General features: G+C 46.8%; 21 protein-coding genes and 5 tRNA genes. 1 reads left to right on the top strand and 25 read right to left on the bottom strand.

All coding sequences use genetic code 11. The features are described from left to right. Positions 1-376 precede the first annotated feature (376 nt). The 24 genes from rlmH to BC8716_RS06660 all read right to left on the bottom strand — a co-directional run bounded on the left by rlmH (position 377) and on the right by BC8716_RS06660 (position 19,318). Entirely contained in the window at positions 377-856 is a 480-nt protein-coding gene (rlmH, locus tag BC8716_RS06775; protein ID WP_073304349.1) for a 23S rRNA (pseudouridine(1915)-N(3))-methyltransferase RlmH, read from the bottom strand. Positions 857-933: 77 nt separating this feature from the next. Further along, positions 934-1,086, bottom strand: a complete 153-nt coding sequence (locus BC8716_RS06770) for a CxxH/CxxC protein (RefSeq protein WP_094424429.1) — start codon at positions 1,084-1,086, stop codon at positions 934-936. 131 nt (positions 1,087-1,217) lie between these two features. Then, positions 1,218-2,438, bottom strand: a complete 1,221-nt coding sequence (locus BC8716_RS06765; protein ID WP_094424428.1) for a S1C family serine protease — start codon at positions 2,436-2,438, stop codon at positions 1,218-1,220. Between the two features lie 200 nt (positions 2,439-2,638). Next, the gene (locus BC8716_RS06760; protein ID WP_094424427.1) at positions 2,639-3,433 is read right to left on the bottom strand and encodes an MBL fold metallo-hydrolase; all 795 of its coding nucleotides are present in this window, start codon (positions 3,431-3,433) and stop codon (positions 2,639-2,641) included. A gap of 26 nt (positions 3,434-3,459) precedes the next feature. Continuing rightward, entirely contained in the window at positions 3,460-4,356 is an 897-nt protein-coding gene (locus tag BC8716_RS06755; protein WP_094424426.1) for a two-component system regulatory protein YycI, read from the bottom strand. Continuing rightward, a complete protein-coding gene (locus tag BC8716_RS06750) occupies positions 4,353-5,684 on the bottom strand; it encodes a YycH family regulatory protein (RefSeq protein WP_157730364.1) in 1,332 nt (443 codons plus the stop codon). Before BC8716_RS06750 ends, BC8716_RS06755 begins: the two co-directional genes overlap by 4 nt. Next, positions 5,681-7,519, bottom strand: coding sequence for a cell wall metabolism sensor histidine kinase WalK (gene walK, locus BC8716_RS06745; protein ID WP_094424424.1), 1,839 nt, complete (start codon positions 7,517-7,519; stop codon positions 5,681-5,683). The genes BC8716_RS06750 and walK overlap by 4 nt, the downstream gene beginning before the upstream one ends. Continuing rightward, entirely contained in the window at positions 7,520-8,230 is a 711-nt protein-coding gene (gene yycF / locus BC8716_RS06740) for a response regulator YycF (protein ID WP_062744644.1), read from the bottom strand. It abuts the gene before it with no gap. Positions 8,231-8,399: 169 nt separating this feature from the next. Then, positions 8,400-8,472, bottom strand: a tRNA-Thr gene (locus BC8716_RS06735). Positions 8,473-8,475: 3 nt separating this feature from the next. Continuing rightward, positions 8,476-8,551 (bottom strand) — tRNA-Phe (locus tag BC8716_RS06730). A gap of 36 nt (positions 8,552-8,587) precedes the next feature. After that, positions 8,588-8,664, bottom strand: a tRNA-Asp gene (locus BC8716_RS06725). Positions 8,665-8,687: 23 nt separating this feature from the next. Then, a tRNA-Glu gene (locus BC8716_RS06720) sits at positions 8,688-8,759 on the bottom strand. A 10-nt stretch (positions 8,760-8,769) separates the two neighbouring features. Then, a tRNA-Lys gene (locus BC8716_RS06715) sits at positions 8,770-8,845 on the bottom strand. A 188-nt stretch (positions 8,846-9,033) separates the two neighbouring features. After that, positions 9,034-10,320 (bottom strand): adenylosuccinate synthase, encoded by a 1,287-nt coding sequence (locus BC8716_RS06710; protein WP_094424423.1) that lies wholly within the window; start codon positions 10,318-10,320, stop codon positions 9,034-9,036. 147 nt (positions 10,321-10,467) lie between these two features. Next, positions 10,468-11,829 (bottom strand): replicative DNA helicase, encoded by a 1,362-nt coding sequence (gene dnaB, locus BC8716_RS06705; protein ID WP_094424422.1) that lies wholly within the window; start codon positions 11,827-11,829, stop codon positions 10,468-10,470. 70 nt (positions 11,830-11,899) lie between these two features. Then, on the bottom strand, positions 11,900-12,343 hold the full coding sequence (gene rplI, locus BC8716_RS06700) for a 50S ribosomal protein L9 (RefSeq protein WP_094424421.1): 444 nt from the start codon (positions 12,341-12,343) through the stop codon (positions 11,900-11,902). Next, complete coding sequence (locus BC8716_RS06695; protein WP_094424420.1) at positions 12,340-14,310, bottom strand: DHH family phosphoesterase; 1,971 nt, start codon at positions 14,308-14,310, stop codon at positions 12,340-12,342. Before BC8716_RS06695 ends, rplI begins: the two co-directional genes overlap by 4 nt. Positions 14,311-14,339: 29 nt before the next feature. Further along, the gene (locus BC8716_RS06690; protein ID WP_169715919.1) at positions 14,340-15,242 is read right to left on the bottom strand and encodes a YybS family protein; all 903 of its coding nucleotides are present in this window, start codon (positions 15,240-15,242) and stop codon (positions 14,340-14,342) included. A gap of 204 nt (positions 15,243-15,446) precedes the next feature. Continuing rightward, positions 15,447-15,680, bottom strand: coding sequence for a 30S ribosomal protein S18 (gene rpsR / locus BC8716_RS06685; RefSeq protein WP_011248938.1), 234 nt, complete (start codon positions 15,678-15,680; stop codon positions 15,447-15,449). A 25-nt stretch (positions 15,681-15,705) separates the two neighbouring features. Next, positions 15,706-16,188 (bottom strand): single-stranded DNA-binding protein, encoded by a 483-nt coding sequence (ssb, locus tag BC8716_RS06680; protein WP_063608863.1) that lies wholly within the window; start codon positions 16,186-16,188, stop codon positions 15,706-15,708. A 70-nt stretch (positions 16,189-16,258) separates the two neighbouring features. Next, positions 16,259-16,546, bottom strand: a complete 288-nt coding sequence (gene rpsF, locus BC8716_RS06675) for a 30S ribosomal protein S6 (protein ID WP_011248940.1) — start codon at positions 16,544-16,546, stop codon at positions 16,259-16,261. 316 nt (positions 16,547-16,862) lie between these two features. Further along, positions 16,863-17,963 carry a redox-regulated ATPase YchF gene (gene ychF / locus BC8716_RS06670; protein ID WP_094424418.1) on the bottom strand — a complete coding sequence of 367 codons (1,101 nt, stop codon included), beginning with the start codon at positions 17,961-17,963 and terminating at the stop codon, positions 16,863-16,865. 68 nt (positions 17,964-18,031) lie between these two features. Beyond that, entirely contained in the window at positions 18,032-18,226 is a 195-nt protein-coding gene (locus tag BC8716_RS06665; RefSeq protein ID WP_035205683.1) for a DUF951 domain-containing protein, read from the bottom strand. Between the two features lie 63 nt (positions 18,227-18,289). Continuing rightward, the gene (locus BC8716_RS06660; protein WP_094424417.1) at positions 18,290-19,318 is read right to left on the bottom strand and encodes a YkvI family membrane protein; all 1,029 of its coding nucleotides are present in this window, start codon (positions 19,316-19,318) and stop codon (positions 18,290-18,292) included. Positions 19,319-19,403: 85 nt separating this feature from the next. On the opposite strand from BC8716_RS06660, the gene yyaC reads away from it, so the two are divergent. Beyond that, positions 19,404-20,036, top strand: coding sequence for a spore protease YyaC (gene yyaC, locus BC8716_RS06655; RefSeq protein WP_094424416.1), 633 nt, complete (start codon positions 19,404-19,406; stop codon positions 20,034-20,036). Between the two features lie 45 nt (positions 20,037-20,081). Here the strand turns inward: yyaC and BC8716_RS06650 are convergent, their stop codons facing one another. Next, positions 20,082-21,233 carry an aminotransferase class V-fold PLP-dependent enzyme gene (locus tag BC8716_RS06650; protein WP_094424415.1) on the bottom strand — a complete coding sequence of 384 codons (1,152 nt, stop codon included), beginning with the start codon at positions 21,231-21,233 and terminating at the stop codon, positions 20,082-20,084. Positions 21,234-21,265 lie beyond the last annotated feature (32 nt).

Here is a 21,265-nt window from a genome sequence, read left to right as displayed (position 1 = left end):
AAAGGTGCTTAGGAAGCAATTTGAACAAAAGAAAAATAAACTCTGGATATAAGTTCATCAGATACAAAAGTCATCCCGCATGAGTTGGCTCGTTTTATATTAGAGAAGAAGTTTGTAGAAGTCTACCAACTCTCTTCAAGGGAAGGAAAAAAGGAGTTGCTCCAGCTATTTAGGTAGAATCTCAAACGACAATTAGAAAATCTCTCAAGATCTATTCATCAGGTTGAACTTGACTTCAATTTTACGGTGGTCAATATATCCTAGGCTTTTACACTTATTCATTTACTTTATCGGAAACGATAAAGACGTTACATTTTCACAGCCCTTACCCGCTTCATAAACCAAAATATCATTTTATTTACAACAATTTTCCCCCCTACTTATGATACGGCTCCCCCCTCATAATCCGAAAACTCCGATACAGTTGCTCAAATAGCACGAGTTTCATCAGTTGGTGGGGGAATGTCATTTTTGAAAATGATAGCAGTTCGTCTGCCCGTGCGTACACGTCGTTAGACAATCCTAATGAACCGCCGATTACGAAGGCGATTTTGCTTTTTCCATATGTGCCGAGCTGTTCAATATTCTTTGCAAGTTGCTCGCTTGTTTTCATGTTGCCTTCGATCGCCAGGGCGATGACGTAGCTGTCGGCGCTTATTTTGGCGAGGAGGCGTTCGCCTTCTTTTTTCTTGACGAGGCGCATGTCTTCGGTGCTTAAGTGTTCGGGTGCTTTTTCGTCTGGGACTTCGATTTCTTGGATTTTGGCGTAGGCGCTTAGGCGCTTTTTGTATTCGTCGATGCCTTGTTTTATGTATTTTTCTTTTAGTTTGCCGACGGATAGAATCGTGATATTCACTTGTGTATAACTCCTTTTTCAGATGCAAACAGTTTATCCACATAACTTATCCACATATCAACAGTGTGTATATCTGATTATTTTGCCACAGTGTATGTGGCTTTGTTTCCACAGTAGCTACATGTGGCGTCGTTGGCGTCTGTGGTTTTTTCGATTTTGGGTGCAACTTCCCATTCGTCTACGGCGACGTCTAGTGCTAGTTCGATATGTTCTGTGCAGGCGTAAAGCAATTGAATCCGTCCTTTCTTTGTCGTTTGCTATTATAGCATGGCTTGGCTATCCACAGCGAGTGCTTCTTTTGCACAATCCACAAAGCAAAAAAACAGCTCCCGCGCGTTGTTCGCGGGAGCTGTGGATTTGTTTATACGTCGCTTTGTTCTTCAAGGGTGACATCGATTGTTTGTTTGTCACCGTCACGGTAGAGTGTGACGGAAATGGTGTCGCCGATGGAGCGTTCAGCGTATAAGAGTTTGCGCAACTCTTGAGGGTTTTCAATCGCTTTGCCGTCAATTTCGACGATGACGTCTCGTTCTTGCAGGCCTGCATCGGCTGCAGCGCTGCCGTTTTGGACGCCGACGATGACGATGCCTTCTGTCACGTCTTCAGGCAAGTTCAACGTTCCTTGGAGAGCGGAACTTGGCAGTTCATTGAGCGAGCGCAAAGTGATGCCGAGTGTTGGGCGTCGCACTTCGCCGTACTGTTCTAAGTCGCTGATGGTTGGCTGCACGATGGAAGAAGGGATCGCAAAGCCTAATCCTTCTGCACCGCCGGAAATTTTCATCGAGTTAATCCCGATGACTTCGCCGTTAATGTTAATAAGTGCACCGCCACTGTTGCCGGGATTAATCGCTGCGTCCGTTTGCAGTACTTCTGCATTCCAATCAATTTGGCCATTGCCGCTTAAATCGACTGGAATGCTCCGTTCTGTCGCGCTGATAATGCCTTGTGTGACGCTGCCGGCAAATTCAAGGCCAAGCGGGTTGCCTATCGCAATCGCTGGTTCGCCGACGCTTAATTCATCGGAATTGCCGAACTCGGCAACGGTTGTGACGTTTTCGCCATCGATTTCAAGGACAGCTAAGTCTGTTATTTCATCTTGGCCTACAAGCGTAGCTGGAACGCGGGTGCCGTCCGTTAAGGCGACTTCAATTTCCGAAGCACCTTCAATGACATGGTTATTGGTAACAATGAATGCCGAGTCGCCTTCTTTCTTATAAACCACACCAGATCCTGTGCCTGTTTCGTCTGTTTCACTCGATCCGAACATGTTGGCTTGCTGCATGTTAATGACGCCGACGACTGCATCGGACACTTTGCTCACAACGTCCGTGACCGCTGAATTGACGTCGAGGTTAATGACATTCTCGGCGTTTTGCTCGGTATTCGGTTCTGTATTGGCGTTGTTGTTTTCGCTTGCTGAATCATCTATGCCAAGGCCGAGGCTCGACATAATTGGTGAAGCAATTAACACAAGCGCACCGCCGATAATGGCACCGCCAAACGCGGACAAACCAGCCACTTTTTTTGAGCTTTTATTTGGCTCACGGTAGCGCGTTTCTTGCTGGTCATCATAGTAGCCCATGATTATACCCCTTCCCTCTAAACAGTCGTATTCGTTCTATGTATCTTTATTATACCCCTGTTCGCCTGATGGTCTAGGCATTTGCGGGCATTTCAACGATTTTTGACCTTCGTTTAACAATTATCGATAACTGTTGCTGAAGTTTGATAAAAAAACGAATACTGTAGGTTCTTTCTATTTATTTACGCTTTCATCCCTTTTTAAACAATCGAGAGGGGGGTAGGGTGATACGGGTCCGTATCGTATAGGCGCAGCGTTTCGCCGACTTTATGCCCTTCTTGCTCTAACACTTGCTTGACTGTCATATGCGCTAATTCTTTCATATTGTTGTCGAGGCTTAAATGAGCTAAGTAGATGTTGGCTTGTTTGTCCTCGACGACATCGGCCAACGCCATCGCGGCATCTTCGTTGGAAACATGGCCTAAATCGCTCAGAATCCGGCGTTTGACGTTCCAGGGATAGCGGCCGACACGGAGCATGTTCATATCATGGTTGGACTCAAACACGTACGTATCGGCGCCTGCAACGGTCTTTTTAATTCGTTCGCTCACATAGCCCATATCTGTCGCTAAAACGAGTTTCTTGCCTTCGTGGCGGAAGACAAAAAACATCGGTTCAGCTGCATCGTGTGAGACGCCAAATGACTCGACTTCTATGTCGCCAAACTGCTTGACTGTCTCCCGGTCGAACTCAAACTTTTGGTCAAGAGACAACTGCCCAAGCTGTTTCTCCATCGCTTTCCACGTTTTTGCGTTCGCATAGATCGGCACTTGATGTTTTCTGGCAAAAACGCCGACTCCTTTAATATGGTCGCTATGTTCATGGGTGACAAGCAGCGCATCAATGTCTTTTGGGTTGCGGTCAATTTTTTGGAACAGCTCGTCCAGTTTTTTCCCGGTTAGACCGGCATCAATTAAAAGGCGCTGCGATGCCGTCTCTACATACATCGCGTTTCCAGTACTGCCGCTGGCCAGCACGCTGAACCGCATACTCATCTAGTTTCCCCCTTCATTTCCACACTCTAAGGCGTGCTGCCCGCTTCGTTCATCTCGTCTATACTTGGTTCCTCTAATTCTGGCGTTTCTCCATCAATCGCTTGGTTTTCATCAGGATACCATTGATGTTGTTCGCCTAAAATCGCATTCACTAAATAAATGCGTACATCGTCCTCCTCATCGGTGTTGCCCTTCACCGTCACTTCCCACATAGGCGAAAAGAAACGAGGCGTTTGTTCAGCTAGGCTATAATAGCCAAAATCAATTTCAACAATGCTATTGTTTCTTTTAATAAAATGGTTGTTTAGCAGCGTTTCGACTGCTTCCATGTACGTAATCATTTTCCGTTCATCTGGGTTTTCTTCAAAGGTGAAATGGCGTTGTGTGTAGCCAATGACCTTGTCGTCTTCATCGAGTTCTAAAATGAGAGGTGCGTCCTCGTTGACGAACGTTTCGTTTTGGTTATATAGCTGGTTAAAATAAAGGTACGATCCTTCTCGCCGTGAAAACACATAGTCATACCCGTGCAAAATATGCTGGGCTAAAAAAGCAGCATAGTCGGTTTGTTCCGCTGTTTCGTTGTTGTCGTTGCCAGGAATATCCGATAGATCAATCGGTTCATCAAAAGCCGCTTTAATCAATTCCCGTGATTGGGACAACGTCGCCGTCTGCCCTGTAAGACCGTCTAGCTCTGCTTCTGAAAAGGTTGTCCATCTTCCTTCAAGGACAACGCCTTTCGCGCCAACAATGTTGATTTCTTTCGACGGGAGAGAGATGTTGTTATCCGCAAGCCGCTTTTCGATGTCGCTTGATTGCTCAATATCAGGCACTTGTTGGATTTTGTCCAGCAACTGTATGCCTAAAAACACATTTAACAGCAAAAACGTGACAATAAAAATGGATTTGGCCCGACTCCAATTCATTGTTTGTACTCCTCATCAAACGGGACTCTTTTCCACGTATTTTGGCTTTCATAATACCACGTCGGCACAAAATTGGCATTTGAGTTGTTCTCCATATCGGCCCTGTAGCCAAGGCGGATGTCGGTGACATCGTCCCAGTTGACCGACGTTGCGGCCTTTAACGCTTCTGCAGCTGCCTCTCCTGACGGGACTTCCACTTCAGGGTCTTGCAGCGGCGCCCCGACTAAATGAAAGAGTGGCCGTTCGAATTGGATCACTTGTGTGCCTGAGCGGCTGACGGTTATTTTCATTCTGTCTTTGTTGTCGCTGCTGCTGCGGCCAAAAACAGGAATGCCGTCAATCATCATCCGGAAATCAACGGTTTCGCTATTATCCCTGGCTGCCCAACTGCTCGCCTTATAATCATCGGTCCAGCCGCCGTTTAAATTGACAAATTCAGTCGCAGCCTCAATAATGTGGCGGTTGTTTGTGTCAACGCCGTCTGCTGCAAACGGATAGCTGTAGCTTAAATACTGGAGCCGTTGGTCAATCGTGACAATTCGGCTGCCATCGGTGTAGACATTTTGCCCATCAAGCTGGTTTTGCCGGGGGACATCAGAAGCGCCGCTAAACAAACGCTGGTTGATTTGCCCGATGTCTAGACGGGCAAGCTCATACTGCTTTTCTCTCACTTTTTGTGGCTCACTGCTGACGTACAGCCGGTTTTGCAACAATTTGTTGTCATCACCCTTTTGCTTCACAATCACAGCCTCTTCGATGTCTGCTTCCTCCCCAGATTCGAGCAAATCAGTAAGCAATTCAGGATCCATCGCAGAGCCAACCGTAAATAAGCTTTCATTTTCCAATGAGGCAAATTGGATGTTGACCCCGCCGTCATAAGGGCTAACATAGACAAACATCCGATCGATGGCACTTAAATTGAAGCGAAAATCTTCATGATCGATCCCGAATTGTTTCAGCACAAATTCTTTCGGTACTGCATCGGGAAAAATCAATTCAATTCCGCTTACGGCGGAGATGTCTTCATAGTCGCGGTTGATTGATTGCAGTTGCCCTTCGGCAAACAATTGATTCACAACGTGAGAAAAATACGAAGAGCCATTTTTTATGAGCGAATACGTCCCTTCAGAGCTGTGCAGCACGACTTGCTCAGGGGCAATCAGCTCACCTGGGTCCCGTTCTGTGCCAAACATTTCTTCGGTTTGCACGTTGGAGCTATCTTCTAATGCTTCGATATTTGGTTGGAATGTCCACAATTGGTATGTGAAAAATAAACTTAGACCAATTAAGGCAATTAATGCGACAGTTTTAAACTGTTCGTACCTCACATTGTTCCTCCTTTGAATGTCGAGTAAGGCAACGTGATATAAATGGTCGTGCCTTCATTGTATTCACTATGGACCCAAATATCGCCTTCATGGGCATGGACATACTCGCTCGCAATCGCAAGGCCGAGACCTGTCCCTCCAACGTTCCGCGCCCGAGCTTTGTCCACTCGATAGAACCGCTCAAAAATCTTGTCTTGTGACTCAGCTGGAATGCCTAACCCTTCATCGGCAATGCTAATCCGTGCTTTGTTTCCTTGATGGAGGAGGGTGATGGTCACATTGCCCCCAGACGGAGAGTATTTAATCGCATTCGATAAAATGTTGTCCAGCACTTGAGTCATTTTATCGGTATCGATTTTGACGTAAGTTGGCTGTTTCGCAATATGGCGGTGAAAATCAATGTTTTTGTCCTTGACGACCATTTCAAACCGTTCGACAATGCTATGCAAAAAGGCACCGAGCTCCACCCAATGCAAGTCGAGACGGTAATCGTTTGAGTCAATTTTGGACAGCTGGAGCAAATCATTGACAAGGCGGATCATCCGGTCCGTTTCCTTTTGCGTTACCTCTAAAAAGCGCGGCGCAATGTCCTCATCTTGCATCGCCCCGTCTGCCAACGCTTCTAGGTAGCTTTTCATCGTCGTCAACGGCGTCCGCAATTCATGTGACACGTTGGCGACAAATTCGCGCCGTTCATTTTCAATTTTCTCTTTCTCGGTTACATCGTGAAGGACCGCAATCAAGCCATTGAAGGGGCCTTCATCTTCTTGAATCGCTGAAAAGTTCACTTCGAGCACAATCGGCTCTTCGCCTGTGCTTAAGTCAAGGAGCAACGGCTCGTTCCTTTCGTAGAGCTCAAAAATGCTCACTTCCTCTTCCATGCGCAGCACGTTCATAATCGGCCTGCGCAGCACATGCTTTAACGGAATGCCTAACAGTTCTTCGGCGCGGCGGTTCATCAAAATAATTAAGCCGCTTTGGTCTGTCGCAATCACGCCATCCGTCATGTGGGCCAATACCGAACGCAAACGCTTCTGCTCCCTGTCCCTCATTAATGTCGTATCATGGAGCCTATTCGTCAACTCGTTAAACGCAGTGGCAAGCTGGCCTAACTCATCGGTACTGTAGACACGGACTTGCCTCGAAAAATCGCCATGGCTCATGCGGAGCGCTTGCCGACGCATGTCAAGAATCGGCATCGTGATCGTTCGGGCCAGTAGAATGACCACTAAGAACGTCAACACCATCGCAATACCTGTCGCCGAGATAAAAATGCGGTTGATCGCTTGTGCTTGCTTACTGACACCCTCAATTGACGCTTCAATGTAGACAGCACCGAGAATTTCGCCAGTGCCATTTTCATTGGAACGAACGGGGTGTGCTTTAATAATGTAGCGCTCTTGGTCTTCTTGGTTGATCCGCTCTTGGAATTCATATGTCGGCGTTCCGGTTAAGGCGCGCTTAACAATCGTTTGGTCAGTCTGTTGGTCAATAATGTTGGCGTCTTCGTCGGAAGAGCTTGCCAGCACCACGCTATTATAGCCAATCACTTGCGCTTTCCCTTTGCGTGTATTCTCATCGTTTTGCGGGAAAGCGTTGCGTACAAGCGTATCAAGGTCCCGTTCTTCTGGGTCTTCTTGCAATTCTTGGCCGACACTTAAAGACAGCACATTTAAGCGGTCATTCAACAGTGTTTCATAGTTTTCAAGCAAATTTCTTTCCAGTTCCCGGGAAAAGTAGACACTGACAATTTGCATCGCCAATACAATCAACAGCACATAAATAATAATCAGTTTGAAGCGAATGGATTTAAAAAACCCGACATTGCGTTCCATTTACCGTTGCTCGCCCTCTGGCGCCGACAAGAAGTAGCCGACTCCCCTTCTCGTCATAATCCAGTTTGGATAGCTTGGGTTGTCTTCCACTTTTTCACGCAAGCGCCGCACTGTTACGTCTACTGTGCGCACATCGCCAAAATAATCATAGCCCCACACCGCTTGCAGCAAATGCTCCCGCGTCATTACTTGGCCTAAATGCTTGCCAAGATAATGGATTAACTCAAACTCCCGGTGCGTTAAATCAACTGGCTCGCCCCGTTTTTTTACTTGATACGCTTCAGGAAGAATCGATAGCTCGCCAATTGTAATTTCTTTTTGCGTTGTTGGCGCATCGTCAGAAGCGACTTGTTGGCGCCGCAAGTTTGCCTTTACACGTGCCAACAGTTCCCGCGTGCTAAACGGCTTGATAACATAGTCATCAGCGCCAAGCTCAAGGCCAAGCACTTTATCAATTTCCGAGTCTTTTGCCGTTAACATGATAATTGGCAAATCGTATTGCTTCCTTACTTCACGGCAAACTTCCATGCCATCTTTATAAGGGAGCATAATATCAAGGAGCATTAAATCAGGCTTCCGTTCCTTGACGCGCTCTAATGCTTCATTCCCATCATAAGCACAAGTAACATCAAAGCCTTCCTTCTCCAAGTTAAATTTTAATATATCAGCAATCGACTTTTCATCATCTACCACGAGAATATGTTTGTCCATCCTCATCCTCCTAGATTGGTCGTCGTTCTAAGATCCTTCATTTAGAAATAACAACATTCTTTCCCGGGCAATTGTTTTGCCCTATCTCTTAGTTTACCACAAACGTGCAAGTCAAGAAGAATGCAAAAAAAGAACCTTATATGCATTCGCACATAAAGTTCTTTCGCTATGCCGGCCAGAGGACTTGAACCCCCAACCTACTGATTACAAGTCAGTTGCTCTACCAATTGAGCTAGACCGGCAAATGGTGGCTCGGGACGGAATCGAACCGCCGACACACGGATTTTCAGTCCGTTGCTCTACCAACTGAGCTACCGAGCCATTTTTGCTTCTTTCGACTTTTTATCAAGATGTAAATGGCGGTCCGGACGGGACTCGAACCCGCGACCTCCTGCGTGACAGGCAGGCATTCTAACCAACTGAACTACCGGACCAAGATATGTATCTATATGAAAAGTGACCCGTACGGGATTCGAACCCGTGTTACCGCCGTGAAAGGGCGGTGTCTTAACCGCTTGACCAACGGGCCACTGTAAACATGGTGAGCCATGAAGGACTCGAACCTTCGACCCTCTGATTAAAAGTCAGATGCTCTACCAACTGAGCTAATGGCTCCTCTAAAAAAGCCGAGCAGGCGGTGCAGAAAAGCAAACCGCTTGTCCCCAAATCCCTTGGCGACAAGATTTATAATAGCATATAAAAACTAGGTGTGCAACTACTTTTTAAAAAGTTTTTTTAGCGTGATTGAATGGAAGATAAGCGGGAAAATACAGGGGCGCTTTCCCTGCATTTTCCCTTGCCAGTTAGGCAAAAACGCCGCGCACCATGTTCGTTTGGCTACGGTCGGGGCCAACGGAAAAGACAGTCAATGGAATTCCTGTCAGCTGGCAAACCCGTTCTACATACGTACGGGCATTTTCCGGCAGCTCATGCAACGTTTTTACGCCTGTAATGTCTTCTTCCCAGCCTGGAAGCTCTTCATAAATTGGCTCACATTCTGCCAAAACATTTAAGCTTGCTGGAAACTCATCAAGCACTTCGCCTTTATAGCGGTAACTCGTGCAGATTTTTAGCGTTTTAAGCCCTGTGAGCACGTCAATCGAGTTCAGGGATAAATCTGTAATGCCGCTCACTCGGCGAGCGTGGCGGACGACGACACTATCAAACCAGCCAACGCGGCGTGGGCGCCCTGTTGTCGTTCCATACTCATTTCCGACTTTGCGGATACGGTCGCCAATTTCATCATTCAATTCAGTCGGAAACGGGCCATCGCCGACGCGAGTCGTGTAAGCTTTTGAAACGCCGACAACGTGGTGGATTTTTGATGGGCCGACGCCAGAACCGATCGTCACTCCTCCGGCGATCGGATTGGAAGACGTTACGAATGGATACGTTCCTTGGTCAATATCAAGCATCACGCCTTGGGCGCCTTCGAATAAAACACGGCGGCCATCGTCCAAAGCGTCATTTAAAACGACGGATGTATCGGCAACATATTTAGCGATTTGTTCGCCATAACGGAAGTACTCTTCAACAATTTCTTCTGCTGAAAAGCCATCTGTTTCATAGTATTTTTCAAACAGGCGGTTTTTCTCTTCCAGAACAGCTGCCACTTTTGCAGCAAACGTGTCTTTCTCAAGCAAATCGGCGATTCGAATGCCAATCCGCGCTGCTTTGTCCATATAGGCAGGACCGATGCCTTTTCTTGTAGTGCCAATTTTATTGGCGCCTTTTCGGTCTTCTTCGACAATATCAAGTTTTATATGATAAGGCAAGATCACATGGGCGCGGTTTGAAATCCGCAAATTGCTCGTATCGACGCCGTGGTCATGCAAATACGCAAGCTCTTCGACAAGCGCCTTAGGATCAATTACCATGCCGTTGCCAATGACGCAAATTTTATCTTTGTAAAAAATCCCTGAAGGAATCAAATGAAGTTTGTATTTTTTACCGTCAAACACAATCGTATGGCCAGCATTGTTTCCACCTTGGTAGCGGGCAACCACTTCTGCTTTTTCTGATAAGTAGTCCGTGATTTTTCCTTTTCCTTCATCGCCCCACTGTGTTCCAACAACAACGACTGAAGACATTGCTTGCACCTCCGCTCTCTATAAAAACCATTGTAAGTATAGCAGGTCAGCCTACGGGGCGTCAATTAGACACGAACATTTCCATAATAAAAATCTCCAACATTCGTATAAAAACGAAAAAGCTCTCTTGATGAGAGCTTTTTTCCGTTAACCTGGCGGCATGTCGTTCTCGTCATGGCGCCGGTCCAAATTAACGAACTTATTGTATTCTTTTACAAATGCTAGCTCAACCGTCCCAACGGGGCCGTTTCGCTGCTTGGCAATAATAATTTCGATAATATTTTTATTCTCGGTTTCTTTATCATAGTAGTCATCACGATAGAGAAAAGCGACAATATCGGCATCTTGTTCAATACTGCCTGATTCCCGGATGTCTGACATCATTGGGCGTTTGTCCTGCCTTGATTCGACGCCCCGTGACAATTGCGACAGGGCAATAACTGGCACTTCTAGCTCACGGGCGATCGCTTTCAGCGTCCGTGAAATTTCCGATACTTCTTGCTGGCGGTTTTCACCGCTGCGGCCGTTCCCTTGAATGAGCTGCAAGTAGTCAATCAAAATCATGCCAAGCCCTTTTTCTTGCTTGAGGCGCCGGCATTTGGCACGAATTTCGCCGACTTTCACACCAGGTGTGTCATCGATGTAAATGCCTGCTTTCGACAAAGACCCCATCGCCATCGACAGTTTATGCCAATCCTCTTCCTCCAAGGCGCCTGTCCGCATCCGCTGGGCATCGATGTTCCCTTCTGCACAAAGCATCCGCGTGACGAGCTGGCTCGCTCCCATTTCCAGCGAGAAAATCGCAACCGTTTCATCGGTTTTTGTGGCAACGTTTTGGGCAATGTTAAGCGCAAATGCGGTTTTCCCTACTGACGGGCGCGCTGCAACGATAATAAGATCGTTGCGCTGGAATCCAGCAGTCATTGTATCTAGCTCCGTAAAACCAGTCGCAATGCCCGTAATTTCCCCGCGGGTTTGCTGCAATATTTCGATTTGGTCATACGTTTCAAGCAGCACATCTTTAATCGAGACAAAGCTGCTTGTATTTTTTCGTTGTGCGACTTCGAGAATCGTTTTCTCTGCTTGGTCGAGGATCGCATCGACTTCATCCTCGCTCGCATAGCCTTCTTTTGCAATGTTGGTGGCCACACGGATGAGCCGCCGTAACAGCGATTTTTCTTCGACGATGCGGCTGTAATACTCAACATTGGCGGCAGTAGGGACAGACTCGGCGACATCGGCCAAGTAGGCGACACCGCCAATATCATCAAGCCACCCTCTGTTTTGCAGCTCTGAGGTGACTGTGACTAAATCGACAGGCTCTCCCTTTTCACCGAGGTCCAGCATCACTTCGTAAATCCGCTGGTGGCTAGCACGGTAAAAATCTTCAGGCATGAGGCGCTCACTCGCCGTCGTTAACGCATGGTCAGCGAGAAAAATCGCACCTAACACGGCCTGCTCTGCTTCAATGTTTTGCGGCGGCGTCCGCTCTGTCAAAAGGTCGCTCATCCATTTCTCCCCCCCTTACAACTGACTTAAAAGGAAGCTGGCCAAAGCGAGAGCCAGCTTCCTTTTGTTTCTATGCTTCTACAACGTGGACAGTAGCCGTTGCCACCACTTCTGGGTGGATTTTAATCGGCACTTTCGTGTAGCCGAGTGAACGAATCGGTTCGTCCAATTGGATTTTGCGTTTATCGACTTTCTTGCCTTGTTTCCCAAGTGCCTCGGCAATTTGCTTTGTCGACACGGCCCCGAATAGGCGGCCGCCTTCGCCAGCTTTGGCAGGAATCTCGATCTTGAGCGCTTCAAGCTCTTCTTTCAATGCTTTCGCTTTTTGAAGTTCCGCTTCCGCCTTTTTTTGCTTGCTTTTTTCTTGTGCCTCAAGGTCTTTTATATTTCCAGACGTAGCTGCCACTGCTAAATTTTTAGGGATTAAATAGTTGCGGGCATAGCCTTCTGACACGTCTTTCAATTCGCCTTTTTTGCCTTTCCCTTTTACATCTTCAGTGAAAATGACTTTCATGCTCCGCTTCCTCCTTCTCGTACTTCATCAATGGCCTTCTCGAGCTGGAGTTTCCCTTCCTCCAGCGTCAAGTCAGGCAATTGTGTCGCTGCATTTGAGAGATGGCCGCCACCGCCGAGCTTTTCCATGATGACTTGGACATTTACGTCGCCAAGTGAACGAGCGCTAATGCCGATTCGTCCATCAGCAAGCTGACAAACGACAAAAGAGGCAAGCACGCCGCTCATTGTCAGCAACGTATCAGCAGCCTGGGCGATCACGAGCTGATCGTAAACATGGTCGTCTGGAGCCACGGCAATGGCATAGCCCTCTCGGTAAAGATAGGCGTTTTCTACAAGCTTAGCACGCTTTACGTAAGACGCCAAGTCTTCCTTTAATAGCTTTTGCACGAGCGCCGTATCGGCGCCGTTGGCCCGCAAAAACGAGGCTGCATCAAATGTCCTCGCCCCAGTACGGACGGCAAAACTTCTTGTATCGACAATAATGCCAGCGAGCAGTGCTGTCGCTTCCAGCCGGTCCATTTTGAACTGCATCGGCTGGTACTCGAGCAGCTCGGTCACAAGCTCGGCCGTAGATGACGCATACGGCTCCATATAAACGAGAACCGGATCTTCAACAAAGTCTTCGCTGCGGCGATGGTGGTCAATGACAATGATTCGGTCAATCATTTCCAATAGCCGCGGCTCAATGACAAGCGATGGCTTGTGTGTATCGACGACGACGAGCAACGTCTCTTTATCAGCTAAATCCAATGCTTCTTCCGGCGAAACAAACTGGCTCCACAAATGGTCGTGTTTCTCCGTTTCTTCCAATAACCGCTGGACATCCGGGTTAATATCCTCCACATCGAGCACAATAAAGCCTTCACGGTCATTTAAGTCAGCAATTTTTAATACGCCAATCGCTGCCCCAATCGCGTCCATATCTGGACGCTGGTGGCCCATGACAATCACTCGTTCGCTTTCTTTTACAAAATCGCGCAAAGCATGGGAGATAACGCGAGCGCGTACCCGTGTCCGTTTTTCCATCGCATTGGTCTTGCCGCCATAAAAGCGGACGCGGCCATTTTTCTTTTTGATCGCCACTTGGTCGCCGCCGCGGCCAAGCGCTAGATCTAAGCTTGACTGGGCCAAGGCGCCCAGTTGTTTTAATGACGTTTCTTCCGTGCCGACCCCAATGCTGAGCGTAATTGGCACTTTCTCCCTCGCTGTCCGTTCACGGATATCATCAAGCAATTCAAACCGGTTCTCCTCTAACAGCAATAGCGTCTTATGGTTCATCACTGCCAAAAACCGATCAGATGACGTCCTTCTTAAAAAGATATCATAATCGCTCGCCCAGTTGTTCAACGCTGTTGTCACTTTGGCGAGCAGCCGGCTGCGAACTTGATCTTCCATGCTTTGTGTGACTTCATCGTAGTTGTCTAAGTAAATATGCGCGATGACTGGCAGCATATGTTGGTACTTTTTTTGCGTTTGTTCTTTCTCGGTTACATCCACAATGTAAATAAGTTGCTCGTCGCGCTCAAACGTCATGTAATAGTAAGAGGACTCCATTTGGAACGTTTCATTGGCAACGTCCTTGCTTACATATTCGCCAAGCTCTTCATGGATGCAGGTAATAGGCTCGCCGATCAGCCCAGTCCCAAACCGTTCCTCAACAAACGGATTTACCCACTCGATCACTTCATCCTCATTATAGAGGACAATGCCTACAGGCAGCTTGGTGACAGCTTCTTCCCCTGCCTTGTTCACACGGTATGATAAAGTCGAAATATATTTGTGCAACTGCCGTTCATTGCGCTTATGGGATTGGTGAAATAAACCGATCCATACGATCAGAGCAATGCCAGCAACTGCGCCGGCTTCTAAGCGATAATAAGCGAGAACAGCAATGGACACAACGGCAATGGCAAAGAGTGTGATGACATGAAGCTGTTGCCACCACTGCTTTTTCCAATTTGGCATATTGTCATCTCCTACCTGTCATCCAAAAATTACAGTTTCATACGGTCGCGAATTCTTAAAACCATATCCAGTACGCCAATCATTTTCATGGCCCACAACAAAAATGGCACGAGTAAAAGACTGATGACAACCATGATAATAATGAAAACAGAGACGCCCTTTGCAAGCCGCCTTGCCTGCAAATACACAAACAGAAGCGACACTCCTTGGATGATAAGCAATACACTGACCAAATTTATGCCAGTTTGCGTGACTGCCGCCATATAGGAACCAGGCTCAAATGGCAAAAAGGACAGGAGCAATAGGGAAAAATAAAACCAAAGGAAAAAACGTGGAAATGCCCATTCGCGAAACTTCGGCAGCTTATGATACGGTAGGTCTACACGTTTAAAGAGCATGGTTGCCGCTCCATAGACCAAAAACGCATATACGGCAGCCATCAGTAGCAACAAAAAGGTCATCAGCGATTCAATTAATTGGACGTATTCCTCTATAAATGCTTCATCATAGGATTCCATCCCTAATTCAGACAGAAGCTGTTGCGTCTCTTGGAGGGACTCCCGGACAAATTGCAGCACGGATAGATCGGTGACGGCTGTAAGGAGTATGTAGGCAGCCGAAAGAAAGACAAACGATGCAACAATCGTTGCCAGCAACAATTCAGCCCCTTTTCTGCGCTTGTGCTGAGCATAGCCGAGCACATAGCCAATGACGGCAAAAGCAAATGCTGCCAAAGGGTTTAACGTCGCTATTGTTCCAAGCAAACCGACAGCCGCTGTTAGCACCATCCCCGGCCTTGGCCCAAAAATGGCCGTAAAATAAACAACTGGCAACGGCATGGCGACAAGTGCGAACATGTTTAATAGCGGAATGTTAAATGCAAAGATCATGAACAATGCAATGTAAATCACACCGCATAGTAGACCCTTCATCAGCTGGTTCCTGTGTTCCAAATTCTCACCTCATTTAACACGCTCAACGAACGCGTCTCATTCACACACAGTTCCCATCTATTTTAGCGTAATTACCTTTAAAGTAAAAGGCGAGCCTCTCGATTCGCCAGTAAGTAGAAGAAAAGAGGGCAACCAAGCCAGCTTTTTCTTAGCTTGGCCCGGTCCGCCCTCTTTATCCCATCTTTAGTTTACATCGTTGACGTAAGGTAGCAATGCTACTTGGCGAGCGCGTTTAATCGCTACAGTCAGCTTACGTTGGTACTTTGCAGAAGTTCCAGTTACGCGGCGCGGAAGAATTTTTCCACGTTCGGAAATAAAACGTTTCAGCAAATCAACATCTTTGTAGTCAATATGGGTAATTTTATTGGCAGTAAAAAAGCATACTTTTCTCCGTTTAGGACGACCACGACGTGCCATATGTTTCACTCCTTTCCTTTAAACATTAAAATGGAAGATCATCATCGGAAATATCAATCGAACCGTCATTCGAGAACGGGTCGTTATCATATCCATTAGAACGGCTGCCACCAGTTTGGTTGCCAGAACCTTGGCTGCCAGCGCCGTACTGATCAAAACCAGGATTCCCAGAGGATTGGTTTTGACTATTGCGAGGTTCGAGAAATTGGACGCTTTCAGCAACGACTTCCGTTACAAAAACGCGCCTGCCTTCATTATTGTCATAGCTTCGCGTTTGCACACGGCCGTCGACTCCTGCAAGGCTCCCTTTTTTAAGGAAATTGGCGACATTCTCAGCCGGTTTGCGCCAGACAACACAGTTAATGAAGTCAGCTTCTCGTTCTCCTTGCTGGTTTGAAAACGGACGGTTGACTGCAAGCGTAAAATTGGCTACAGCTACACCGTTTGGCGTGAATCGCAATTCAGGGTCACGCGTTAAGCGTCCGACAAGAACAACACGGTTTAACAATGCGATCCCTCCCAGCCTTTTAAATGGTCCCTTATTCGTCCTGGGCCCGTTAAAATATGTCTATTTCGACTTACTGTTCGTCTTTTGTTACGAGAACGCGGATAACGTTGTCGTTGATTTTAATCAAACGGTTAAACTCGTTAATTGCTTCCGTATTTGCTTGTACACTTAGCAATACATAGAAACCATCTTTGAAATCGTTGATTTCATAAGCTAGGCGTTTTTTACCGATCTCGTCCACCTTTAGAATTTCAGCACCGTTGTCAGTGAGCACTTTGTTGTAACGCTCAATGATTTCCTTGTTTGCTGATTCTTCTAGGTTTGGAGCGATAATGTACATAATTTCATACTTACGCATTCCAGTCACCTCCTTTTGGTCTAAGCGGCTCCGTTTACACAGAGCAAGGAGCAAAAGTCAATTCACTCACATTGAACGAGTATACCATTAAAATGGTCTTTATTCAAGAATTATCGAAGCAACCACCTGCCTTTTGTTCAGATTGGCACGACAATTGGGAATCAAGGGTGTAAGAGCATACGTGAGGGGGGCTTTCAAAGGGGTTACCAACTATATACGCTATCTCAACTAAAATTCCTTGTTTTTTCTTGCATTTTTTTTCGACAAAATGAATCTACAATTAAGGGGCTGCAACGTTGGCTGCAGCCCCTCCCTTTTACACATTAAACCGAAAATGGATGACATCTCCGTCTTGGACGACGTATTCTTTTCCTTCAAGGCGAACTTTGCCCCGCTCTTTTGCAGCAACCATGCCGCCAGCGGCAAGCAAATCGTCATAGGCGACAACTTCAGCACGGATAAAGCCGCGCTCAAAGTCAGTATGGATAATCCCAGCTGCTTGTGGCGCCTTCGTGCCCCGGCGGTATGTCCAGGCCCTCACTTCCTGCTCTCCTGCTGTAAAATACGTTTCCAAGCCTAGCAAAGAATATGCCGCGCGGATTAATTGGTCAAGCCCTGATTCTTGGATGCCGAGCTCTTCTAAAAACAGCGCTTTTTCATCGCCTTCCAGCTCCGCAATTTCCGATTCAATTTTGGCGCAAACGACAATCACATTGCTGTTTTCCGCTTCCGCAAATGCTTTCACTTGTTTGACGTAATCATTGTCTTCGCCAGCAAGCAAATCGTCTTCAGCAACGTTGGCTACATACAGGACAGGTTTGCTTGTAAGCAAGTGTAGCTGTTTGACAATTTTTAGTTGGTCGTCATCGAAATCAATGCTTCGTGCTGGCTTTTCATTTTCAAACGCCTCTTTTAATGCTTCTAGCACAGGCAATTCAGCAACAGCGGCTTTGTCTTTTGCTTTCGCCAGCTTCGCGACACGGCCGATCCGCTTGTCGACTGATTCCAAGTCAGCCAAAATCAATTCTAAGTTAATAACTTCAATGTCGCGCAACGGATTGACGCCTCCGGAAACATGGGTAATGTTTTCATCAGCAAAGCAGCGGACAACATGGGAAATCGCATCTACTTGGCGAATATGAGACAAAAACTGGTTGCCGAGCCCCTCGCCTTTGCTGGCGCCTTCGACAATCCCAGCTATATCTGTAAATTCAAACGCTGTCGGCACCGTTTTTTTCGGTTTGACCAGTTCGGTTAATTTTTCCAACCGCACGTCAGGCACTTCGACAATCCCTACATTTGGGTCAATCGTACAAAACGGGTAATTGGCCGATTCTGCACCGGCTTGGGTAATCGCATTGAACAGCGTTGATTTCCCCACGTTTGGCAACCCTACTATTCCAGTTGTTAAAGCCACTTCCTGTCACGTCCTTTTTATTTGTACAGGCCCGCACAAAAACAAGGTAGAGTACAGACCCTCCCTTGTTATTCGGAACCTAATACTTTTTTTAGTTTTTTTGAAAAGTCCCGGCGTGGTAGCATCACGCTGTGTTGGCAACCCAGGCATTTTATCCGGACATCCATGCCCATGCGGATAATCTTCCATCGATTTTCCCCACAAGGATGTGGTTTCTTCATTTCCACCACATCGCCTAACGCAAATTCCTTTTCTGCTGCCACCGTTTCGTCCTCCTCAAGCTCGTCTGCTTGTATTATACATGAACCAAGCAGGAGTTTGTAGTGTCACTGTTTGCTTTTCGTTGCTGGATGTTTGACAATTGGGTAAAGAACGAGTGAAGCAAGAATAAACAAATTTAAGATGCCGTACAATGGGTACAATATGGAAATTAATGTCGAGAAGCCAAACATCGTCATAGGCGCCATGCAAGCAACAAGCAACAATGCAATCAGCCAAGCCTCGCCTTGTACGTTTGTTCGTAATCTCGCTATCAGCCCAAAAACCCCTGAAGCTGCCGTTGTATAGATGGCTAGCCACAATAATAAGGAAATGGCCAAAACCATAATCGACGGATAATGTTTTAAGATCACAAACAGCGGAATCTCGTAAAAAATGATTTCTTGAGCAACAGAAAGCAACGACTCATTGTACAAATAGGAAATCGTCCCAAGCAAGAGCCCGCTCCCCATGCTGGCAATGTAAATTTCACCCTTATGTTTGATTTGGTTGCCTACCGCACTTAAAACAGCGATAATCGGCAAAATATTAAGCGACGTAAAGGTCATTGCCGCTGGCCAATTATGTTGCATATGGATGTCAAATGTGAACGAAAAGCCAATTGATGATTGGTAAACGAGTAAGACCGCTACTAAGCAAATAATGAGCACTGGAATGAGACATGCATTTATTTTAGTCATTCCTGTCATATCCTTTACAAACATGAACACTACCAACGCTGCATTAATGACAACGCCAAGCCAAAAGGGAATGTTATATACTTCGAGTGTTGCCCCTGCGCCTGCAAGCATAATAACCGTCACTGAAAATAAGTAAAGAATAATCATCCAATCATACGCTTTTGCAAAGCGCCGCCCAAGCAACTTCTCAAGTATCGGCAAATAATGGGTTGTCTTTTCTTTTTGGGCAATCGTTAATATGACCGCACAGCTGATTGTAAATAAAATCGCAAACAATACGATAGCCAGTCCGCTTTCTGCCCCGAAAAATTCCCACAGTTCCCGTCCAGAAGCATAGCCAGCGCCAATCACCGTCCCGACAATTAAAAACATCCATTTTAGTCCGTTTCCCCACATTTTCGTCACCTTCAATTTCCCCGTCATGTATAGATTCTTGCAGAATCTACTATACTGTTACTACTATGGGAGGTGAGCTTCATTTATGAGTACAAACCTATGGCCCTTTAAAAAAAGACCGACATCCTTTCGCTGCCATGCCGAGGAAGCATCATTAACGGAAGACCTAGCACACGCTCTTGTCGAATTTTGCAAACACCGCGGCAATCGCGACCTTTTGCTTATTTGCATCGGCACAGACCGTTCGACTGGCGATTCGTTAGGGCCTTTAGTTGGCAACTTATTAGAATGTCAAAACTTAAACCATTTCCACGTGCATGGGACATTAGCAGAACCGATCCATGCCGCCAACATGGAAAAACGGCTTGCCTCCATTTATAAAAAACATCCTAACGCGTTTGTTGTCGCCTTGGATGCATGCCTGGGCAAAACTGCAAACGTTGGCTATATTACATTGTCGGCAGAACCACTCAAACCTGGGGCAGCCATGGGCAAAAACTTACCTGAAATTGGCGATATTTGCTTAACAGGCATTGTCAATGTTGGAGGGCTGATGGATTTTTATATGCTGCAAAGCACAAGGCTGCATGTAGTCATGAGCATGGCCCAAAAAATAAGCAAGGCAGTTGCTGCGGCTGACCAACAATTAACCGCGCTGCAAACTGCCAAAACGAAAAAAGCCTTTTCCTTTATGCCAACAAAGACAGAGCCCCTTTAATGCCATCGTTGAGTGGCAATACAGAATAGCCAGTTGCCTAACATCCTAACGGAACGCATCGGCAATGTCTGTAATCGCATCCACAAGAGCCGAAACGTCTTCTTGTTTCGTGTAAGGTCCAAAACTGGCGCGTACGAGCCCATCTTCAGCTGTCTTGTACCAATTGTGCAGCCTCGGCGCGCAATGAAGGCCTGCTCGTACAGCCATATCATAATGTTCATCTAGTACCATTGCCGTTTCTTGGCTGCTCACGCCGTCAATTGCAAACGAAACAACCGCTACTCTTCCTTGCGTCGATAAAGAACCGACTACATGTACATGCTCATGGTTGCTAATCCCCTCTAAAAAGATCCGTGTTGCTTCCATTTCATGGGCATGCACAGCTTCCACTCCTCCTAGACGTTCAAGCTCTTGCAAACCTGCAAGCAAACCTGCAATTCCTGGTGTATTGGCCGTGCCAGCTTCATAGCGCTCAGGCCATTTGTCTGGCTGCTCTGGATGCTCGGATAAATGCCCTGTGCCGCCGTGGACGAGGGGTTTCAAGCCAACATCTCTCGCTGCTGCTAACAAGCCTGTTCCTTGTGGCCCTAATAAGCCTTTATGTCCTGGGCACGCCAACAAGTCAATTCCGTCTTGTTCCATGTCAATCGCAATTTTCCCAGCTGTTTGTGAGGCATCCACAAGCAGGACGGCGCCGATTTCTTTTGCTTTTGTGGCAATGGATTTTAAAGGCACGATTTCTCCTGTAACATTTGAAGCATGATTGATAACAACAAGGCGCGTACCTGGCGTCATTGCTTCCACGACTGCTGCTGCTGTCTCGTCCCCTGTTTTTCCACTTGCATAAACGATCGTCGCCTGCTTTTCTTTTTCGAGTATATGCAACGGCCGCAAAACCGAATTATGTTCAAAAGCTGTGCTTACTACTCGATCTCCTTGCTGTAAAGGGAAGCCAAGGATGGCTTGATTTAACGCGTACGTGGCGTTCGGATAAAACCAAATATGCTCAGGCCCGGGCGCACCAAAAAAGGCCGCCAACCGTTTTCTTGCCTGAAAAAGTGTGTCTGCAGCTTGCCTCGCTAACTTATGGCCTCCTCTTCCTGGATTCGCGCCATAGGCAAGAATCGCTTCGCTAACAGCGTCAGCAACTGCTTTTGCCATTGGAAAAGACGTTGCCGCTTGATCAAAATACCGCATCATTCCACTCCTTTAAAAAAGAAGCCATCGCA

The organism is Shouchella clausii (assembly GCF_002250115.1).
Taxonomy (GTDB): domain Bacteria; phylum Bacillota; class Bacilli; order Bacillales; family Bacillaceae_D; genus Shouchella; species Shouchella clausii.
The sequence above is the reverse complement of the archived record's forward strand: the minus strand, read 5'-3'. Positions and strand labels throughout refer to the sequence as shown.

Excerpts from the sequence above, each read along its gene's own strand:
- walK (WP_094424424.1), bottom strand. The coding sequence starts at position 7,519 with ATGGAACGCAATGTCGGGTTTTTTAAATCCATTCGCTTCAAACTGATT.
- rpsR (WP_011248938.1), bottom strand. The coding sequence starts at position 15,680 with ATGGCACGTCGTGGTCGTCCTAAACGGAGAAAAGTATGCTTTTTTACT.
- BC8716_RS06755 (WP_094424426.1), bottom strand. The coding sequence starts at position 4,356 with ATGAATTGGAGTCGGGCCAAATCCATTTTTATTGTCACGTTTTTGCTG.
- dnaB (WP_094424422.1), bottom strand. The coding sequence starts at position 11,829 with ATGAGCGACCTTTTGACAGAGCGGACGCCGCCGCAAAACATTGAAGCA.
- BC8716_RS06710 (WP_094424423.1), bottom strand. The coding sequence starts at position 10,320 with ATGTCTTCAGTCGTTGTTGTTGGAACACAGTGGGGCGATGAAGGAAAA.
- rplI (WP_094424421.1), bottom strand. The coding sequence starts at position 12,343 with ATGAAAGTCATTTTCACTGAAGATGTAAAAGGGAAAGGCAAAAAAGGC.
- BC8716_RS06660 (WP_094424417.1), bottom strand. The coding sequence starts at position 19,318 with ATGTGGGGAAACGGACTAAAATGGATGTTTTTAATTGTCGGGACGGTG.
- BC8716_RS06690 (WP_169715919.1), bottom strand. The coding sequence starts at position 15,242 with ATGAAGGGTCTACTATGCGGTGTGATTTACATTGCATTGTTCATGATC.
- BC8716_RS06760 (WP_094424427.1), bottom strand. The coding sequence starts at position 3,433 with ATGAGTATGCGGTTCAGCGTGCTGGCCAGCGGCAGTACTGGAAACGCG.
- BC8716_RS06650 (WP_094424415.1), bottom strand. The coding sequence starts at position 21,233 with ATGCGGTATTTTGATCAAGCGGCAACGTCTTTTCCAATGGCAAAAGCA.
- rpsF (WP_011248940.1), bottom strand. The coding sequence starts at position 16,546 with ATGCGTAAGTATGAAATTATGTACATTATCGCTCCAAACCTAGAAGAA.
- yyaC (WP_094424416.1), top strand. The coding sequence starts at position 19,404 with ATGAGTACAAACCTATGGCCCTTTAAAAAAAGACCGACATCCTTTCGC.
- yycF (WP_062744644.1), bottom strand. The coding sequence starts at position 8,230 with ATGGACAAACATATTCTCGTGGTAGATGATGAAAAGTCGATTGCTGAT.
- BC8716_RS06765 (WP_094424428.1), bottom strand. The coding sequence starts at position 2,438 with ATGGGCTACTATGATGACCAGCAAGAAACGCGCTACCGTGAGCCAAAT.
- BC8716_RS06695 (WP_094424420.1), bottom strand. The coding sequence starts at position 14,310 with ATGCCAAATTGGAAAAAGCAGTGGTGGCAACAGCTTCATGTCATCACA.